This window comes from Streptomyces sp. NPDC096048 (assembly GCF_044763415.1).
GTDB lineage: Bacteria > Actinomycetota > Actinomycetes > Streptomycetales > Streptomycetaceae > Streptomyces.
Genome location: NZ_JBIWGG010000013.1, coordinates 38,786 through 53,806, shown reverse-complemented (window position 1 = coordinate 53,806; position 15,021 = coordinate 38,786). Strand labels below are relative to the sequence as shown.

The window sequence follows — 15,021 nt, the reverse complement described above, 5'->3', positions numbered from 1 at the left end:
TTGCTCATGCCCGCTTCTATCACCCGGTCCGGCCGCGCACGAAGTCGAGGGAGGCGGTGAAGCGGTCCTCCACGTCCCATTCGGCCGCCCCGGTCCACAGGTGGTCGGCGTCGGGGACGGTCCGGAAGCCGGCCTCCGCGCCCACCGCGCGCGGTGCGGAGGCGAGTGCCTCTCCCCGGGCGGCGGGGACGACGGTGTCCTCGGCTCCGTGCAGGATCAGGAAGGGCGGCGCACAGCGCGCCCACGAGAGGGCCGGCCGGCGCCCATACGTACGCCCCCGTGCCCTCAGCTTCCCGTGCGCCACTGGTGGTCGGGCAGGAAGGTCACGTCGTACCGCTGCGGCACGGTAGCGAACTTGTGCGGCTCGGGCACGTACGGCCGTCGTGGCGGACCGAGTTCGTCGGTGTCGGTGCCGAGGGTCTCGAAGAACCGCTCGAAGGTGCCCCCGGGGCCGGCCGCGACGCCCACGATCTGACTGTGGTGGCGTTCGATGCGGTAGGCGTGCGGGCAGTTCTTCGGTACGAAGCCGAAGTCGCCGGCGGTGAGCAGCCTCTCCTCCTGCTCGCCCCGGAGGTCCTCCACGAAGAGCCGGACGGCGCCCTGCGTGACGAAGAAGACCTCGTAGGTGCCGGGGTGGGAGTGGGCCGGGATGAGGTCGCCCTTGGGGCCCTCGCAGGTGAAGAAGTTGAAGGCGTTCTCGGTCTGCGGGCCGCCCGCGTAGACGGTGATCAGGTCGCCGAAGAGGTGGGCGCGATCCCCCATGCCCTTCTCGATGAAGTAGGGCTTGCCCGGTTCGGCGGGGATGAGGGAGTGCGAGCGCCTGGCGAATTCGATGGTCACGAAGCCTCCGGTCGATCTCAAGGTCAGGCTGCCTGACGTTCTTTCCGGCGTCAGGCTACCTGACAGCCGGCGGCGGCAACAGCTCGTGCACGGGAAATAGCGGAAACACCTGGCCAGGCTGCCCGTATGCTCGGAGCCGGAGGAACCCGAGGAGACATGACGGAAGCCGAACAGAACCTGCCCCTGCTGCTGGCCGGAGCCAAGCGCTGGCTCGACGACGCGCTGACGGCGAGCATGCGGGCGGCGGGTGAACAGCCGCTGAGCAGCGCCCAGGGTCAGGTCTTCGCCCTCCTGGACGCGGAAGGCACCACGGTCGCCGAGCTTGCCCGCCGTCTCGGCGTCACCCGTCAGACCGCCCACCAGGCCGTGCACGGGCTGCTCGCCCTGGGCCTGCTGGAACAGGTGCCGGACCCCTCCTCGGCACGCAACCGCCTGATCCGTATCACCGCGGAGGGCACCCGCGTCCACCGACGCGCCCAGGCCACCCTCGACGTCATCGAGGGCGTCCTGGCCGACCGCATCGGCGCCGCGCGGGCCACGGCACTGCGGACCGCCCTGACTCTGCCGCGCGGCGAGCCGCCGGTCGTGGAGGCCCCGTGAACAGGCGACGGCACAAGAAGCTGTCCCGGCGTCTCGTCGACGCGACGCTGGTCGGTGACATCGCACGGGTGAAAGCGGTACTGCGAGCCGGAGCGCCGGCCGAGACGGCCGACACCGCGGGCACCACGCCGCTGTACCAGGCCGCCGTGAACGGGGCCGCCGACATCGTCCGCGTGCTGCTGGCGGCCGGCGCCTCGCCCGACACGGAGAGCGGGATCGGCTCGGAGGGCACACCGCTGTGCGGGGCCGCCTGCTGGGGACATACCGAGGCCGTACGCGCACTCCTCGAACACGGCGCCGACCCGAACCTGCGAGAGGACCACGGCACGGGCTGGGCACCGCTCGACTGGGCGTCGAAGGGGCCGTATCCGGAGACGGCGGACCTGCTCGTCGCGGCGGGGGCACGCCCGCGGTCGTGATCCCCGGCGGGAAGGGCGGCACAGGGGCGCATCCGGCGGATCGGGGCGCGCACAAGACGGCACAGGTGGCCCTGTGCGGTACAGGGCGGCACAGCAAAAGAGCCCTCACGGATCATCGCCCGTGAAGGCCCTTCACACCGTCGGGACGACAGGATTTGAACCTGCGACCCCTTGACCCCCAGTCAAGTGCGCTACCAAGCTGCGCCACGTCCCGGTCTGCTGACACGCGGCGAACCGCGCGATCACGCGGACAGCACTTTACCCCACACCCCGGGTGACTCCTAAGCGGGCACGGGCGGGGGACAATCGGTCCCATGGACAGCCCTGCCGACAGCCCCATGGACAGCACGGCCGCGAACCTGCCGGTGAACGCGCGGGACCGCGACGACGAGGGCCGGGCGCGCAACGCCCGGCCCCGGGACGGTCTCGGCCGCCCGTTGCCGTACGGCGAGGACGGCGTCCCCCGCCAGCCGGAAGGCGTCGTACGGGCCCCCGAGGAGACGGTGGCCGAGGCGCAGCGGCTGCTGGACGCGGGGCGGCCCTTCCACGCCCACGAGGTGTTCGAGGACGCCTGGAAGTCGGGTCCCGAGGAGGAGCGGGAGCTGTGGCGGGGGATGGCCCAGCTGGCCGTGGGACTCACGCACGCGGCACGCGGCAACGTCACCGGCGGGGCCAGGCTGCTGCGGCGCGGGGCCGGGGCCGTGACGGAGTGGGCGGCTTCGGCGTCCGGACGGGGGCGGCCGTACGGGATGGACCTGGACCGGGTCGCCGGGTGGGCCCGGGAGCTGGCGCGGGACGTGGAGGGCGGCGCGACCGTGGACGCGGGGGGACGGGCACCTCGGCTGCGCGGCTGACGCCGGCCCCGCCGCAGCGCTGAGGGCAGCCCGGCCAGGGGGTTGTCAGTGGCGTACGGCAGACTCGTGGCGTGCGGAAGATTCATGTGATCGGTATCGGCGCGGGCGACCCCGACCAGCTCACCTTGCAGGCGGTCAGGGCGCTGCGCGGCACGGACGTGTTCTTCGTCCTGGACAAGGGCGAGGTGAAGGCCGACCTGGTGCGGCTGCGCCGGGACATGCTGGAGACGCACATACCGGAGGGGACGTACCGGGTCGTCGAGGCGCGCGACCCCGAGCGGGACCGGAGCGCGGGCGGCACGGCGTACTCCCCCGCCGTCGGGGACTGGCGCAGTGCCCGCGCCGGCATCTACGAGCGGCTGATCGCCGAGGAGCTGGGCGAGGACGAGAGCGGTGCCTTCCTCGTGTGGGGCGACCCGGCGCTCTACGACAGCACGCTGGGCATCCTGGAGGAGATCCTGGAGCGCGGCGCGGTGGCCTTCGAGTACGACGTCGTACCGGGCATCAGCAGCGTCTCCTCCCTCGTCGCCCGGCACCGGACCGGGCTGAACCGGGTGGCGCGGCCGGTGCAGATCACCACCGGGCGGCGGCTCGCGGAGGGCTTCCCCGAAGGGGTGGACGACGTCGTGGTGATGCTCGACGCGCACCAGACCTTCCGGCAGTACGCGGACCAGGACATCGACATCTACTGGGGCGCCTACATAGGCACCCCGGACGAGATCCTCGCCTCCGGCCCGATCGCCGAGGCCGCGCCCCGCATCGAGCGGCTGCGCGCGGAGGCGCGGGAGCGCAAGGGCTGGATCATGGACACGTACCTGCTGCGGCGCAACCCCGGCGACGGCTAGCCGGACCGGCTGCCCGGCCCGGCCCGGCGGCCGCACCCGGGCGGACCGGCCCCGCATGCGTGGCCGGTGCACCGGTGTGATCGTGACCGTGTGACAGTCGCCGAGGAAACACCACGGAACGCCGCCGCGCAGCCGCCCGTGCTCGACAAGCGCCGCCGCAACGTCGTCTTCGTCACGATCATGCTGGGCATGCTGCTCGCGGCCCTCGACCAGACGATCGTCGGCACCGCGCTGCCGACGATCGTGTCGGATCTGGGCGGCGGCGAGCACATGTCGTGGGTGGTCACCTCGTACCTGCTCGCGGAGACCGTGGCCACGGTGCTGGTCGGCAAGTTCGGCGACATGTTCGGCCGCAAGGTCGTCTTCCAGGTCTCGGCGATCGTGTTCATCACGGGCTCGTTCCTGTGCGGGCTGGCGACGAGCATGCCGCTGCTGATCATCTGGCGGGCGATGCAGGGCATCGGCGCGGGCGGTCTGATGGTCACGTCGATGGCGCTGATCGCCGACGTCATCCCGCTGCGGGAGCGCGGCAAGTACCAGGGCGCCATCGGCGCGGTGTTCGGCGTGGCGACGGTCATCGGGCCGCTGCTGGGCGGGCTGTTCACCGACCACCTGTCCTGGCGCTGGGCGTTCTACGTCAACGTGCCCATCGCGATCGTCGTCGTCATCGCCGCCGCGCGCACCATCCCGGTGGTGAAGTCGGCCGCCCGTCCCGTCATCGACTACCTGGGCATCGCGCTGATCGCGGTCGGCGCGAGCGCCCTGATCCTGGCGACGAGCTGGGGCGGAAACGAGTACGCGTGGGGCTCGGCCGTGATCATCGGCCTGTTCGCGGGCGGGCTGATCGCACTCGGGCTGTTCTGCCGGGTGGAGACCCGGGCGGCCGAACCGATGCTGCCGATGCGGCTGTTCTCCAACCCGGTGTTCACGGTCTGCTCGATCCTCAGTTTCATCGTCGGCTTCGCGATGCTCGGCGCGCTGACGTATCTGCCGACCTATCTGCAGTACGTCGACGGCGACTCGGCCACCGTCTCGGGCGTCCGGACACTGCCGATGGTGGCCGGGCTGCTGATCGCGTCGGTCTTCAGCGGCAGCGTGGTCAGCAAGACGGGGCGGTACCGGCTTTTCCCGATCGTGGGCACCCTGGTGATGGGCGTCGGTCTGTACCTGATGTCGCTCATGGACCCGTCCACGGGCGCCTGGCTGGAGTCGCTGTACATGTTCGTGCTCGGCACGGGCATCGGCCTGTCCATGCAGGTGCTGACCATCGCCGTGCAGAACACCGTCGACTACGCCGACCTCGGCACCGCGACCTCCGGCGTGACCTTCTTCCGCACGCTGGGCAGTTCCTTCGGCACCGCCGTCTTCGGCACCATCTACGCCAACGCGCTCGGCCCCAACCTGCGGGACGGCGTCACCGCCGCCGCGGGGACCGGCGCCGCCGATCCGGCCGCGATCAGCAGGGCGGCGACCAGTCCGGAGGGCGTGCACCGGCTGCCGCCGGACGCGTCGCTGCCCATCGTCGGCGCGTACGCGGACACCATCCAGACCGTGTTCCTGTGGACGGTCCCGGTCGCGGCGCTCGGCTTCCTCGTCGCGCTGTTCCTCAAGCAGGTCCAGCTGCGCGACAGCGCCCGGCTGGGTTCCACCGACATGGGCGAGGGCTTCGCCTCACCGCACGACGCCGACAACAGGCGGGCACTGGAGGCCTCCGTCGGAAAGATCATCGGCAGTACGGAGCTGGACACCGCGCGCCGGATCATCGCGGACAGCGACACCCGGCTCGATGTCGCCGGCGCCTGGGCCGTCATGCAGGTCGACCTGTTCACCCGGCTGGTCGGGCACGCCAGCCTCGGCCTGATCGCCGCTCGCCGCCGGCTGCCGCCGGAAGTGCTGCTGCCGGTCTTCGACCGCATGGTCGAGGAGGGTTTCCTGACCCGCCACGGCTCCCTGCTCTCGCACACCGACGCGGGCGCCCGCGAGGCCCTGGTCATCGGCCGGGCCTGGTCGGCGTGGCTGGAGGACCGGGTGGAGCAGGACATCGGCCGGCCCTCGGACACGGAGCTGCGTGCCGCGGTCGACTCGATCGCCAGGCGTCTGCTGGTCGAGGACCTGAGCAGCGGCCTGCCGGAGCGCATGCGGCAGCCGGTCACGGCCCGCTGAGCCCCAGCCGCTCCAGCCGTTCCAGAACCGCCGGCACGTCGGACACCGCGTCCACGCCCCGCGGCAGCGGGGGCCTGCGGACGACCACCACCGGGAGGGCCAGCTCCCGGGCCGCCGTGAGTTTGGCCGCGGTGGCCGCTCCCCCGCTGTCCTTGGTCACCAGTACGTCGATGCGGTGGTCGCGCAGAAGGGCCGTCTCGTCGGCCTCCGTGAACGGGCCGCGGGCCAGCAGCACGCGGGTGTCCGGTGGAAGGGGCGGCTCGGGGGGCTCCACCGAGCGGGCGACGAAGTGGTGGTCGGGCAGCTGCGCGAAGGCCGCCAGGCCGAGTCGTCCGGTGGTCAGGAAGACGCGGCGGCCGAGGCCCGGCAGCAGGTCGGCCGCCTCGGCGAGGGAGGCGGCCGGGTGCCAGTGGTCGCCGGGCCCGGCCTGCCAGCCGGGGCGGCGCAGGATCACCGTGGGGGTGCCCGTGGCCGCCGCGGCGAGGACCGCGTTCGCCGTGATCGTCCCGGCGAACGGGTGGGTCGCGTCGACGAGGGCGTCCACGTGCTGCTCGCGCAGCCAAGCGGCCAGCCCGTCGGGTCCGCCGAAGCCGCCGGTCCGCACCTCCCCGGCGAGGGAGCCCGGCCGGGTCACGCGTCCCGCGAGGGAGGTGGTGACGCGGACGCCGGATCGCGCCGCCAGCTCGGCGGCCAGGCGGCGGGCCTCGGTGGTGCCGCCGAGGATCAGCACGTGCGGGGACGGGGGCAGGCGGGACATGGCGTCGAGACTAAGGCCTGTCCGGCGGATCAGGTCGCGGGAAAGGCACGGCGCCTGCCCTGCGGTCCGTCAGGGCAGCAGGAGCTGGAGGCCCCCCACCACCGTCGCCGCGATCACCAGCCGCTCGAACAGACGCTGGTTGATGCGGGTCACGGCCCATGTGCCGAGGAACGCCCCGGGCACCACGAACACCACGAGCGCGGCGTCGAGAAGCAGCGAGCGGCCGTCGATCAGGCCGAGGCCCGCACTGAAGGGCAGCTTGGAGACGTTGACGATCAGGAAGAAGAAGGCCGAGGTGCCCAGGAAGCCGAGCTTGCGGAAGCCCGCGGAGAGGAGATACATCGACATCACGGGGCCGCCCGCGTTGGCGACCATCGTGGTGAAGCCGCCGAGGACGCCGTACGAGCGGGCCTTCACGCGGCCGGCCCCGGAGGCGATCTCGTCGGGCCGCCCGTCCGCGTCGGCGGCCTGCCGCCGACGCCACATCGTCACCCCGGCCATGAACAGCAGGATCACACCGATCGACGTCCGTACGATCGCGTCGTCGGCCCACACCAGGAACAGCGTGCCCGCGACCACCCCGACCGCCACCGCCGGGAACAGCCGCCACAACGTGGGCCAGTGTGCGTGGCGCCGGTAGGTGAGCACGGCCAGGATGTCACCGGCGATCAGCACCGGCAGCAGGATGCCGGTGGAGGCGCGGGCGGGCAGGACCGCCGCGAAGATCGCGAGGCTGACCGTGTTGGCCCCGCTCACGGCGGTCTTGGAGAAGCCGACGAGCAGGGCCGCGAAGGCGAGTGCGGCGAATTGCCAGCCGGTGAGGTGCCACAGCGTCATGGTGTCCATTGCGGGCACCGATGCTATGCGCACCCGTCCGGTGCCCGTAAGCACCGTCTCGCCTGACGGCCCTCACTGCCTGACGGACAGGCCCTGGCGGTCCGCGTAGAGCACCCGCAGTTCCCGCTTCAGCACCTTCATGCTGGGTCCGAGCGGCAGCGCGTCCGCGAACTCCACGCGGCGCGGGTACTTGTACTTGCCGAGGTACTGCTTGGACCACTCGGTGATCTCGGCGGCGTCCGGCGTCGCGTCGGGGGCCGGGACGACGACGGCGCACACCTCCTCGCCGTGCAGTTCGTCCGGGAGGCCGATGACGGCCACCTGCGCGATGCCGGGGTGGCGCATCAGCACCTCCTCGACCTCGCGCGGGTAGACGTTGTAACCGCCCCGGATGATGATGTCCTTCTTGCGGTCGACGATCCGGAGGAACCCCTCGTCGTCCTTGGCCCCGAGGTCCCCGGTGCGGAACCAGCCGTCGACGAGCGCCTCGGCGGTGGCCTCCGGGCGGCCCAGGTAGCCGGAGAAGACGTTGTGGCCGCGTACGACGACCTCGCCCAGCTCACCGGGCGGCAGCAGCTCGACGGTGCCCTCGGTCTCCGCTCGGGCGATCTCCACGTCCACGCCCCACAGGGGGTGGCCGATGGTGCCGGGCTTGGCGCCGAACACCGGCTGGTTGACGGCCGCCGCCGGGGAGGTCTCCGACAGCCCGTACCCCTCGTAGATCTTCGCGCCGAAAGCCGCCTCGAACCGCTCCAGGACGGCCACCGGCAGCGAGGCACCACCGGAGACGCACACCCGCAGGCCGGGCAGGACGTCGGCTCCGGCGGCCGCGGCGGCCAGGGCGACGAACATGGTCGGGACGCCGTGGAAGGTGTTGACCTTCTCCCGCACCATCAGTTCGATCGCGCGCGCCGCGTCGAAGCGCGGCAGCAGGACGAGGGTGGCTCCGGCGCGCCAGGTGGAGTTCAGGGAGACGGTCTGGCCGAAGGCGTGGAAGAGCGGCAGCGCGCCGAGTGCGACGTCGTCGGGCCGGATGTCGTTGGCGTCGAAGGCGTTGACGGTCGCGTTCATCACCAGGTTGAAGTGGCTGAGCACGGCGCCCTTGGGGACGCCGGTGGTGCCGCTGGTGTAGAAGACGACGGCCGGGTCGTCGGCGTCGCGGGTGACGTAGGAGGGCAGTGGCTCGGCGTCGGCCGCGAGTTTGTCGAGCTCGTCGCCGAGGGTGACGACCCGTACGCCCGCCTCCCGCGCGGCGGCCGCTGCGGTCTCCGCCTGTGCCGGGTGGCACAACAGCAGCGTGGCACCGCTGTCGCGCAGGACGTGCTCGACCTCCGCCGGTGACAGCAGCAGGTGGACCGGGACGACGACGCCACCGGTCGCGGCGATGGCGTAGTACGCCTGCGGGAAGTCGGCGGTGTTCGGCGCCATCAGCGCGACCCGGTCCCCCGGCCGGACGCCCAGGCCGGTGAGGGCGCCGGCCTGGGCCCGGGCCAGCTGCCACACCTCGGCGAAGGTCAGCCGCAGGTCGCCCTCGACCAGCGCCTCCTTGTCGGGACGGCGCCGGGCGTTCTCGGCGAGGATGGCGGCGACGGAGAGGGTTGCCATGGAGTGTTGCTCCGTTCCTTGCTGCTTCCTTGCTGCGGCTCCGCAGCAGGGGGCGGATGATGTGCGTCCGGCTGGGGCTAGTGCCGCTCGACCAGCACCGCGCTGCCCTGTCCCACGCCCACGCACATCGTGGCGAGCCCGCGGGCCGCTCCCGTGCGGCGCATGCGGTGGAGCAGGGTGGTCAGGATGCGGGCGCCGGAGCAGCCGAGCGGGTGGCCCAGCGCGATGGCGCCGCCGCTGGGGTTGACCAGTTCGGGGTCGATGCCGAGCTGGTCCACGCAGGCGAGGGCCTGGGCGGCGAAGGCCTCGTTGAACTCGGCCGCCGTGAGGTCGTCGATGCTCCAGCCGGCGCGGGCGAGGACCTTGCGGGTGGCGGGGACCGGGCCGATGCCCATGACGTCCGGGTGGACGCCGGCCGAGCCGCCCGCGACGTAACGGCCGAGGGACTCCAGACCCAGGTCGTTCAGGGCCTCCTCGCTGACCAGGAGGAGGCCGGCGGCGCCGTCGTTCATCGGGGAGGCGTTGCCCGCCGTGACGGTGCCGTCGGCGCGGAAGACCGGCTTGAGACGGCCCAGCTTCTCGACGGAGGTGTCCTCGCGGACGCATTCGTCGGTGTCGACGACCACGCCGTCGGGGCGTTCGACGGGGAGCAGCTCGTCGTCGAAGTGGCCGTTCTTCCGGGTCTCGGCGGCGAGACGGTGGCTGCGCAGGGCGAACTCGTCCTGGCGTTCGCGCGGGATGCCGTACCGCTCGGCGACCTCCTCCGCGGTCTCGCCCATGGCCAGCAGACCGTGCAGGTCCTTCATCGCCGGGTTGACCAGGCGCCAGCCGAGCCGGGTGTCGACGGTCTCGACGCGGTGCGGCAGGGCCTCGTCGGGGCGGGGCAGCACGAAGGGGGCGCGGCTCATGGACTCCGAGCCGCCGGCGAGCACGATGTCGGCCTCGCCGGCGGCGATGGTGCGGGCGGCGGTCGTGACGGCCTCCAGGCCGGAGGCGCACAGCCGGTTCACCGTGGCGCCGGGCACGGATTCGGGCAGGCCGGCGAGCAGGGCGGCCATGCGGGCGACGTTGCGGTTGTCCTCGCCGGCCTGGTTGGCGGCGCCCCAGTAGACGTCGTCGACGCGGGCGGGGTCGAGCGCGGGCACGTCGGCGACCAGGCCACGGATCACGGCGGCGGCTAGGTCGTCGGGCCGCACGGTGGACAGGGCGCCGCGGAGCTTGCCGATCGGGGTGCGGCGGGCGGCCGCGAAGTGGACGGGACGCACGAGGGGACTCCTGACCGTCACTCGGTCGCCGGGCGGCGAACGAACACTCGGGACGAACACTTAATTAGCACTGCTAGTTTTGGACTATAGACCGCCGGACGGCTCCCTGGGAAGATCCTCCGGTGACCTTCACCGACGCAGCTGGAGGAGAGATGACCGAGGCCCGCGAGCACGTCCTGACCGGAACGCGGGGACGGCTCGCCGCCCGCGAGTGGCCCGCCGAGCGGCCCACGTACGTGGCGCTGCTGGTACACGGATACGGCGAGCACATCGGCCGCTACGACGAGGTGGCCGGCGTCCTGACGGAGCACGGTGCGGCCGTGTACGGCGTCGACCACACCGGGCACGGGCGGTCGGACGGCGAGCGGGTGCTGATCGAGGACTTCGAGGACGTGGTCACCGACGTGCACACCGTGGCCGAGTGGGCCCGGGCCGCCCACCCCGGTCTGCCGGTCGTCATGATCGGGCACTCCATGGGCGGCCTGATCGCCTCCCGCTACGCCCAGCGCCACCCCGGCGAGCTGACCGCACTGGTGCTGTCCGGGCCGGTCATCGGCGACTGGGAGCTGCCGCGCACGCTGCTCGCCCTGGAGGAGATCCCCGACACCCCGATCAGCCCGTCCTCCCTCTCCCGGGACCCGGCGGTCGGCGCGGCGTACGCGGCAGACCCGCTGGTGTGGCACGGCCCCATGAAGCGGCCGACGGCTCAGGCGTTCGTACAGGCCCTCGACACCGTGGCCAAGAGCGGCGACATCGGCCCGCTTCCCCTGCTGTGGGCGCACGGCGACGACGACCGGCTGGTACCGCTGCCCGGCAGCCGCGCAGGCGTCGAGCGGCTCAGCGGCGGCGACCTGACCGAGCGCGTCTACCCGGGCGCCCGGCACGAGATCTTCAACGAGACGAACCGCGCGGAGGTGTTCACCGACGTCACGCACTTCCTGGACGGCGTACTCGCCCGCTGAGTGCCGGGGCGTCCGGCGGGTCCGGCGGTCCGGCGGGGTCCGGCGCGGGCGTTTGCCCGGGAGCCCCATGGGCACCCGCGCCCCCATGGAGTGGTTGCGCCGCGCCGCCTGCGTGGATGAGGACCCCGAACTGTTCTTCCCGGTGGGCACGGCCGGACCGGCTCTGCGGGACACCGAGGCCGCCAAGGCCGTCTGCGCCCGGTGCCCGGTGAGCACCCAGTGCCTGGCGTTCGCCCTGAAGCTGGGGCGGACGTCGGGCGTGTGGGGAGGCACCGGCGAGGAGGAGCGCGTCGCTCTGCTCCGTACACCCGCGCAATACGCGCATACGCACGACGAAAAGAGGGGCAACTCATGGCCGACGCCCTCGAACTCGACGCACTGTGGGAGGACTTCCACCGCGTGGTGAACATGACCTCCGCGGAACTCTCCGACTGGCTCCGGGTGCGCGACTCCGGCGAGCTGACCGAGCCACTGCCGGACGACGCCGGGTCACCACTGGGGCAGCACGTCCTCGCGATCCTGCAGAAACGGCGCACGGACCTGACGGAGGACGACCTCCGGGCGATGCGCAAGGTCGTGGACACCGTGACGTCGCAGGCCGACCTGGAGAACGAGCCCCGGTCCGAGGACACCCGGCTCAGGCACCGGCTGATGACGGTCGGTCACGACCCGCTGAAACCGTAGGCGTGAGCCGTGACCAACGGCGGGTCGTACGGGCACTGGTCGACGCGCATGGGCAGACGTACGCCGAGGAGGCGGGCATCCGGCTCAAGGACACCCCGCAACCGCTGTACCGGCTGCTCGTCCTCGCCCATCTGCTCAGCGCCCGCATCAGCAGTTCGATCGCCGTGGCCACCGCCCGTGCCCTGCACGAGGCGGGGCTGCGCGACCCGCGCCGCATGGCCGACGCCGACTGGCAGGAGCGGGTGGACGCGCTCGGCCGGGGCGGTTACCGGCGCTACGACGAGCGCACCGCCACCCAGCTCGGCGACGGCGCCACACTGCTGACCGAGCGATGGGGCGGGGACCTGCGCCGACTCCGGAAGGAGGCGGACGGCGAGGTGCCCGAAATGGGGCGGCTGATCCAGGAGTTCCCCGGGGTGGGCCCGACCGGCGCGGACATCTTCCTGCGCGAGGCCCAGCGCGTCTGGCCGGAGGCCGCGCCCTACCTGGACCGCAAGGCCCTCCGGGGCGCGGAGCGTCTGGGTCTGCCGGACGATCCCGACCGGCTCCTCGACCTCGCCGGGACGACGGAACCGGCCGTCCTCGCGGCGGCGCTGGTGCGCGCGTCGGTGGACAAGGAGGTCGCGCGGGACATCCTCGACCGCGCCGGATGAGCCCTCCCGGCCACGGCCGCCGACTACGGCTGCCGGTCACGACTGCCGGTCACGACTGCCGGTCACGACTGCCGGTCACCCGAACGACCCCGTGCGCTGGTGCGTCCGCGGGTGCGGTGGTGCGCTGGGGGCACCGTGTCACGTCCCAGGAGGCATCCGCGATGAGCCGTCGTCCGTCCCACCCCGTCCGTCTCATGGCCTCCGCCCTGGCGGCGGGCGCGCTGCTGACCACGGCGGCCTGCTCGGACGACGGCGGCGGGTCGGGGACAGCCTCGGACACCGCCGCACAGGCCCGCGCCGCCGAGCAGAACGCGGCGCGGCAGACCCCGAGCGGCTCGCCCACGAGCTCCCCGACCGGCTCCCCCAGCGCCTCCCCCTCCGCCCTCACCGAGCCGGGCGCGAAGGCCGCCCTGCTCACCGAGGCCGACCTGGAGGGCGACTGGAACCAGGTCCAGGACGCGGACAAGTGGCGCGACCGGCTGCTCGTCGGCGAGGTCGACGTCTCCGACTTCCTCACCGCCAAGACCGACGCGGCGGACTGCCAGAAACTCCTCGACGGCCTCTACCGCGACAATCTGCTGGGCCAACCGTCGGGCCCCTCGGCGCTCACCGGCTTCGAGCAGGGCGACTCCCGCCTGCTGGAGCAGGTCGCCGCCTACGACCGCGCCGGACTCGACGCCGGCCTGAAGTGGATGGACGCCCTGCCGCAGGAGTGCGATCAGTTCACCGCGACCGACGAGGCGGGCGAGAAGCGCACGGTCCAGGTCACCGAGGCCTCGGTGCCCGAGGTCGGCGACGCGCGTGAAGGCCTCCACGTGACCGTCCAGGGCACCGCCGCGGACAACCCGGCCACGCTCACCCTGGACATCGTCGCCGTACGCGTCGGCACCTCCGCCCTCACCGTCACCGGCGGCGGCCTGGACGGCGACGAGGCCGCCTCCGTGGAGCAGGCGGTGCGGCAGGGCACCGAGCGCCTGAAGACCGTCCTGGACGGCGGAACCCCGTCACCGCGGCCCACCAACCTCGACTGACGGCCTCTCCGGACGGCCCCGGCACCCATGCCCCGTAGCGCGTCACCCGACGCGGCGTGGGACACCGCCGTGTACGCACCTCGCACCGCCGTGTGCCCACCTCGCACCGCCGTGTGCCCACCTCGGGCGAAAACCGGACACCGTGATCACCGGACGGCACAATGAGGGTCTGCGCCGACTGCCGGTCCGGCTCGCTCCACGCCGCCCGGCAGCCTGGTGGAAGGCGACAGAGCGGCGTGGGACCGGTCACAGTCCCGGAGCGCCGCCCGGGAAGCGGGAACGGCTGAAAGTATGATCAAGCGATGTCTGACATGACCGAAACCACGCCGGGCTGGCTGTCGACCGACGAACTCGAGATGGCACGCGCCCGCATGCCGATCCTCTACGTCGAGGCCGTGCCCGTGCGCGTCGACGACAGCGGGGAAGTCACCAGCGTCGGCCTGCTCCTGCGCATCGGTCCCGACGGGACGGTCAGCCGGACGCTGGTCTCCGGCCGGGTACTGCACCACGAGCGGGTCCGGGACGCCCTGCTGCGTCACCTGGAGAAGGACCTCGGCCCGGTGGCGCTGCCCCGAGTGCCGTCCTCGCTCCAGCCGTTCACGGTGGCCGAGTACTTCCCCACGCACGGCGTCACGCCGTACCACGATCCCCGGCAGCACGCGGTCTCCCTCGCCTACGTCGTGCCGGTGACCGGCGACTGCCGGCCGCGGCAGGACGCGCTGGACCTGGTGTGGTTCAGCCCGCGGGAGGCTCTGTCACCAGCGGTGCAGAGCGAGATGCCGGGCGGACACGGGGTGCTGCTGAAGCAAGCGCTGGCGCATGTGGGCTGCGTGGTCTGAGCCGCCGGCGGCCGCCCTCCCCCACGGGGCTACTCCCCGGGCCGCTCCCCGTCGCTCAACTGCGGATCCAGGTCGTCCCGGAGCAGACCCCGGGACCCCGTCTGGCCGGTGCGGTAGGCGGAGCGGGCCACCAGGTGGGAGGCGACCGGGCCGGTGAGGAACTGGAAGAAGACGATGAGGGCGAGGGTGCCCATGTCGATGCCGTGGCGCAGTCGCAGCGCCACGCCGACGAGGACGAGGAGCACCCCGAGGGTCTGCGGCTTGGTGGCGGCGTGGCTGCGGGAGAGCACGTCGGGGAAGCGGAGCATCCCGATCACACCGAGCAGGCACTGCAGGCAGCCGAGGAACAGGAGGACCGCCCCGGTCAGGTCGGCGGCCTCGGCCCAGGCGTTCACCGGTGGTCCTCCCTGCCGTCCGCGCGCACCGAGGGCCGGTCGCGTACGGCGATGAACCGGGCGATGCCCACCGAGCCCGTGAAGCCCAGGAAGGCGAGCACCAGCATCACCGGGAAGTAGAAGGAGTCGCCGTCGTGGGCGGCCTTGACGCCGAGGCCGGCGATGATGAGCGCCGCTGCCACGTCCAGGGCGACCGCGCGGTCCAGCATCGAGGGCCCGTACCAGACGCGGTACAGCAGCAGGGCGCCCGCGACGAGGATCATCACGGCCGA

Annotated in this window: 19 protein-coding genes and 1 tRNA gene; 11 read left to right on the top strand and 9 right to left on the bottom strand. The window is 72.7% G+C overall.

Features of this window, described 5'->3' with window-relative positions; translation table 11 throughout:
* Positions 1 to 19: 19 nt before the first annotated feature.
* Together ACIQ6R_RS31420 and ACIQ6R_RS31415 are read right to left on the bottom strand one after the other, a co-directional pair.
* Positions 20 to 304 carry an alpha/beta hydrolase family protein gene (locus ACIQ6R_RS31420; RefSeq protein WP_404224980.1) on the bottom strand — a complete coding sequence of 95 codons (285 nt, stop codon included), beginning with the start codon at positions 302 to 304 and terminating at the stop codon, positions 20 to 22.
* Complete coding sequence (locus ACIQ6R_RS31415; protein WP_404224979.1) at positions 286 to 840, bottom strand: quercetin 2,3-dioxygenase; 555 nt, start codon at positions 838 to 840, stop codon at positions 286 to 288. The genes ACIQ6R_RS31420 and ACIQ6R_RS31415 overlap by 19 nt, the downstream gene beginning before the upstream one ends.
* Before the next feature lie 156 nt (positions 841 to 996).
* Between ACIQ6R_RS31415 and ACIQ6R_RS31410 the strand changes: the two genes are divergently transcribed.
* Together ACIQ6R_RS31410 and ACIQ6R_RS31405 are read left to right on the top strand one after the other, a co-directional pair.
* Positions 997 to 1,440: a MarR family winged helix-turn-helix transcriptional regulator gene (locus tag ACIQ6R_RS31410; RefSeq protein ID WP_404224977.1), complete on the top strand. Its 444-nt coding sequence runs from the start codon at positions 997 to 999 to the stop codon at positions 1,438 to 1,440.
* Entirely contained in the window at positions 1,437 to 1,859 is a 423-nt protein-coding gene (locus ACIQ6R_RS31405) for an ankyrin repeat domain-containing protein (protein WP_404224976.1), read from the top strand. The genes ACIQ6R_RS31410 and ACIQ6R_RS31405 overlap by 4 nt, the downstream gene beginning before the upstream one ends.
* A gap of 140 nt (positions 1,860 to 1,999) precedes the next feature.
* On the opposite strand, the gene ACIQ6R_RS31400 is transcribed toward ACIQ6R_RS31405, so the two are convergent.
* Positions 2,000 to 2,073, bottom strand: a tRNA-Pro gene (locus ACIQ6R_RS31400).
* A 100-nt stretch (positions 2,074 to 2,173) separates the two neighbouring features.
* On the opposite strand from ACIQ6R_RS31400, the gene ACIQ6R_RS31395 reads away from it, so the two are divergent.
* From ACIQ6R_RS31395 to ACIQ6R_RS31385, 3 genes are all read left to right on the top strand, one after another.
* On the top strand, positions 2,174 to 2,713 hold the full coding sequence (locus ACIQ6R_RS31395) for a DUF309 domain-containing protein (protein ID WP_404183628.1): 540 nt from the start codon (positions 2,174 to 2,176) through the stop codon (positions 2,711 to 2,713).
* Positions 2,714 to 2,784: 71 nt separating this feature from the next.
* Entirely contained in the window at positions 2,785 to 3,558 is a 774-nt protein-coding gene (gene cobF, locus ACIQ6R_RS31390) for a precorrin-6A synthase (deacetylating) (RefSeq protein ID WP_404224975.1), read from the top strand.
* Positions 3,559 to 3,648: 90 nt separating this feature from the next.
* Positions 3,649 to 5,721: an MDR family MFS transporter gene (locus ACIQ6R_RS31385; RefSeq protein WP_404224974.1), complete on the top strand. Its 2,073-nt coding sequence runs from the start codon at positions 3,649 to 3,651 to the stop codon at positions 5,719 to 5,721.
* Here the strand turns inward: ACIQ6R_RS31385 and ACIQ6R_RS31380 are convergent.
* The 4 genes from ACIQ6R_RS31380 to ACIQ6R_RS31365 all read right to left on the bottom strand — a co-directional run bounded on the left by ACIQ6R_RS31380 (position 5,708) and on the right by ACIQ6R_RS31365 (position 10,185).
* Positions 5,708 to 6,478, bottom strand: coding sequence for a cobalt-precorrin-6A reductase (locus tag ACIQ6R_RS31380; RefSeq protein WP_404224973.1), 771 nt, complete (start codon positions 6,476 to 6,478; stop codon positions 5,708 to 5,710). The two genes, ACIQ6R_RS31385 and ACIQ6R_RS31380, sit on opposite strands and share 14 nt — an antisense overlap.
* A 69-nt stretch (positions 6,479 to 6,547) precedes the next feature.
* Positions 6,548 to 7,324, bottom strand: coding sequence for a sulfite exporter TauE/SafE family protein (locus ACIQ6R_RS31375; protein ID WP_404183616.1), 777 nt, complete (start codon positions 7,322 to 7,324; stop codon positions 6,548 to 6,550).
* A gap of 63 nt (positions 7,325 to 7,387) precedes the next feature.
* Complete coding sequence (locus tag ACIQ6R_RS31370; protein WP_404224971.1) at positions 7,388 to 8,920, bottom strand: long-chain fatty acid--CoA ligase; 1,533 nt, start codon at positions 8,918 to 8,920, stop codon at positions 7,388 to 7,390.
* 77 nt (positions 8,921 to 8,997) lie between these two features.
* Positions 8,998 to 10,185: a thiolase family protein gene (locus ACIQ6R_RS31365; protein ID WP_404224969.1), complete on the bottom strand. Its 1,188-nt coding sequence runs from the start codon at positions 10,183 to 10,185 to the stop codon at positions 8,998 to 9,000.
* A 152-nt stretch (positions 10,186 to 10,337) separates the two neighbouring features.
* Here ACIQ6R_RS31365 and ACIQ6R_RS31360 point away from each other — a divergent pair, with 152 nt between their 5' ends.
* The 6 genes from ACIQ6R_RS31360 to ACIQ6R_RS31335 all read left to right on the top strand — a co-directional run bounded on the left by ACIQ6R_RS31360 (position 10,338) and on the right by ACIQ6R_RS31335 (position 14,354).
* Complete coding sequence (locus ACIQ6R_RS31360; RefSeq protein WP_404224968.1) at positions 10,338 to 11,147, top strand: lysophospholipase; 810 nt, start codon at positions 10,338 to 10,340, stop codon at positions 11,145 to 11,147.
* Between the two features lie 67 nt (positions 11,148 to 11,214).
* Complete coding sequence (locus ACIQ6R_RS31355) at positions 11,215 to 11,553, top strand: WhiB family transcriptional regulator (RefSeq protein ID WP_404224967.1); 339 nt, start codon at positions 11,215 to 11,217, stop codon at positions 11,551 to 11,553.
* A complete protein-coding gene (locus ACIQ6R_RS31350) occupies positions 11,499 to 11,831 on the top strand; it encodes a DUF3140 domain-containing protein (RefSeq protein ID WP_404224965.1) in 333 nt (110 codons plus the stop codon). Before ACIQ6R_RS31355 ends, ACIQ6R_RS31350 begins: the two co-directional genes overlap by 55 nt.
* A gap of 2 nt (positions 11,832 to 11,833) precedes the next feature.
* The gene (locus ACIQ6R_RS31345) at positions 11,834 to 12,484 is read left to right on the top strand and encodes an endonuclease (protein WP_404224963.1); all 651 of its coding nucleotides are present in this window, start codon (positions 11,834 to 11,836) and stop codon (positions 12,482 to 12,484) included.
* 161 nt (positions 12,485 to 12,645) lie between these two features.
* Entirely contained in the window at positions 12,646 to 13,515 is an 870-nt protein-coding gene (locus ACIQ6R_RS31340) for a hypothetical protein (RefSeq protein ID WP_404224961.1), read from the top strand.
* 311 nt (positions 13,516 to 13,826) lie between these two features.
* Positions 13,827 to 14,354, top strand: a complete 528-nt coding sequence (locus tag ACIQ6R_RS31335; protein WP_375920227.1) for an NUDIX hydrolase family protein — start codon at positions 13,827 to 13,829, stop codon at positions 14,352 to 14,354.
* A gap of 29 nt (positions 14,355 to 14,383) precedes the next feature.
* On the opposite strand, the gene mnhG is transcribed toward ACIQ6R_RS31335, so the two are convergent.
* Positions 14,384 to 14,749: a monovalent cation/H(+) antiporter subunit G gene (mnhG, locus tag ACIQ6R_RS31330; protein WP_404224959.1), complete on the bottom strand. Its 366-nt coding sequence runs from the start codon at positions 14,747 to 14,749 to the stop codon at positions 14,384 to 14,386.
* Complete coding sequence (locus ACIQ6R_RS31325) at positions 14,746 to 15,012, bottom strand: monovalent cation/H+ antiporter complex subunit F (RefSeq protein WP_404184069.1); 267 nt, start codon at positions 15,010 to 15,012, stop codon at positions 14,746 to 14,748. Before ACIQ6R_RS31325 ends, mnhG begins: the two co-directional genes overlap by 4 nt.
* Between the last annotated feature and the right edge of the window lie 9 nt (positions 15,013 to 15,021).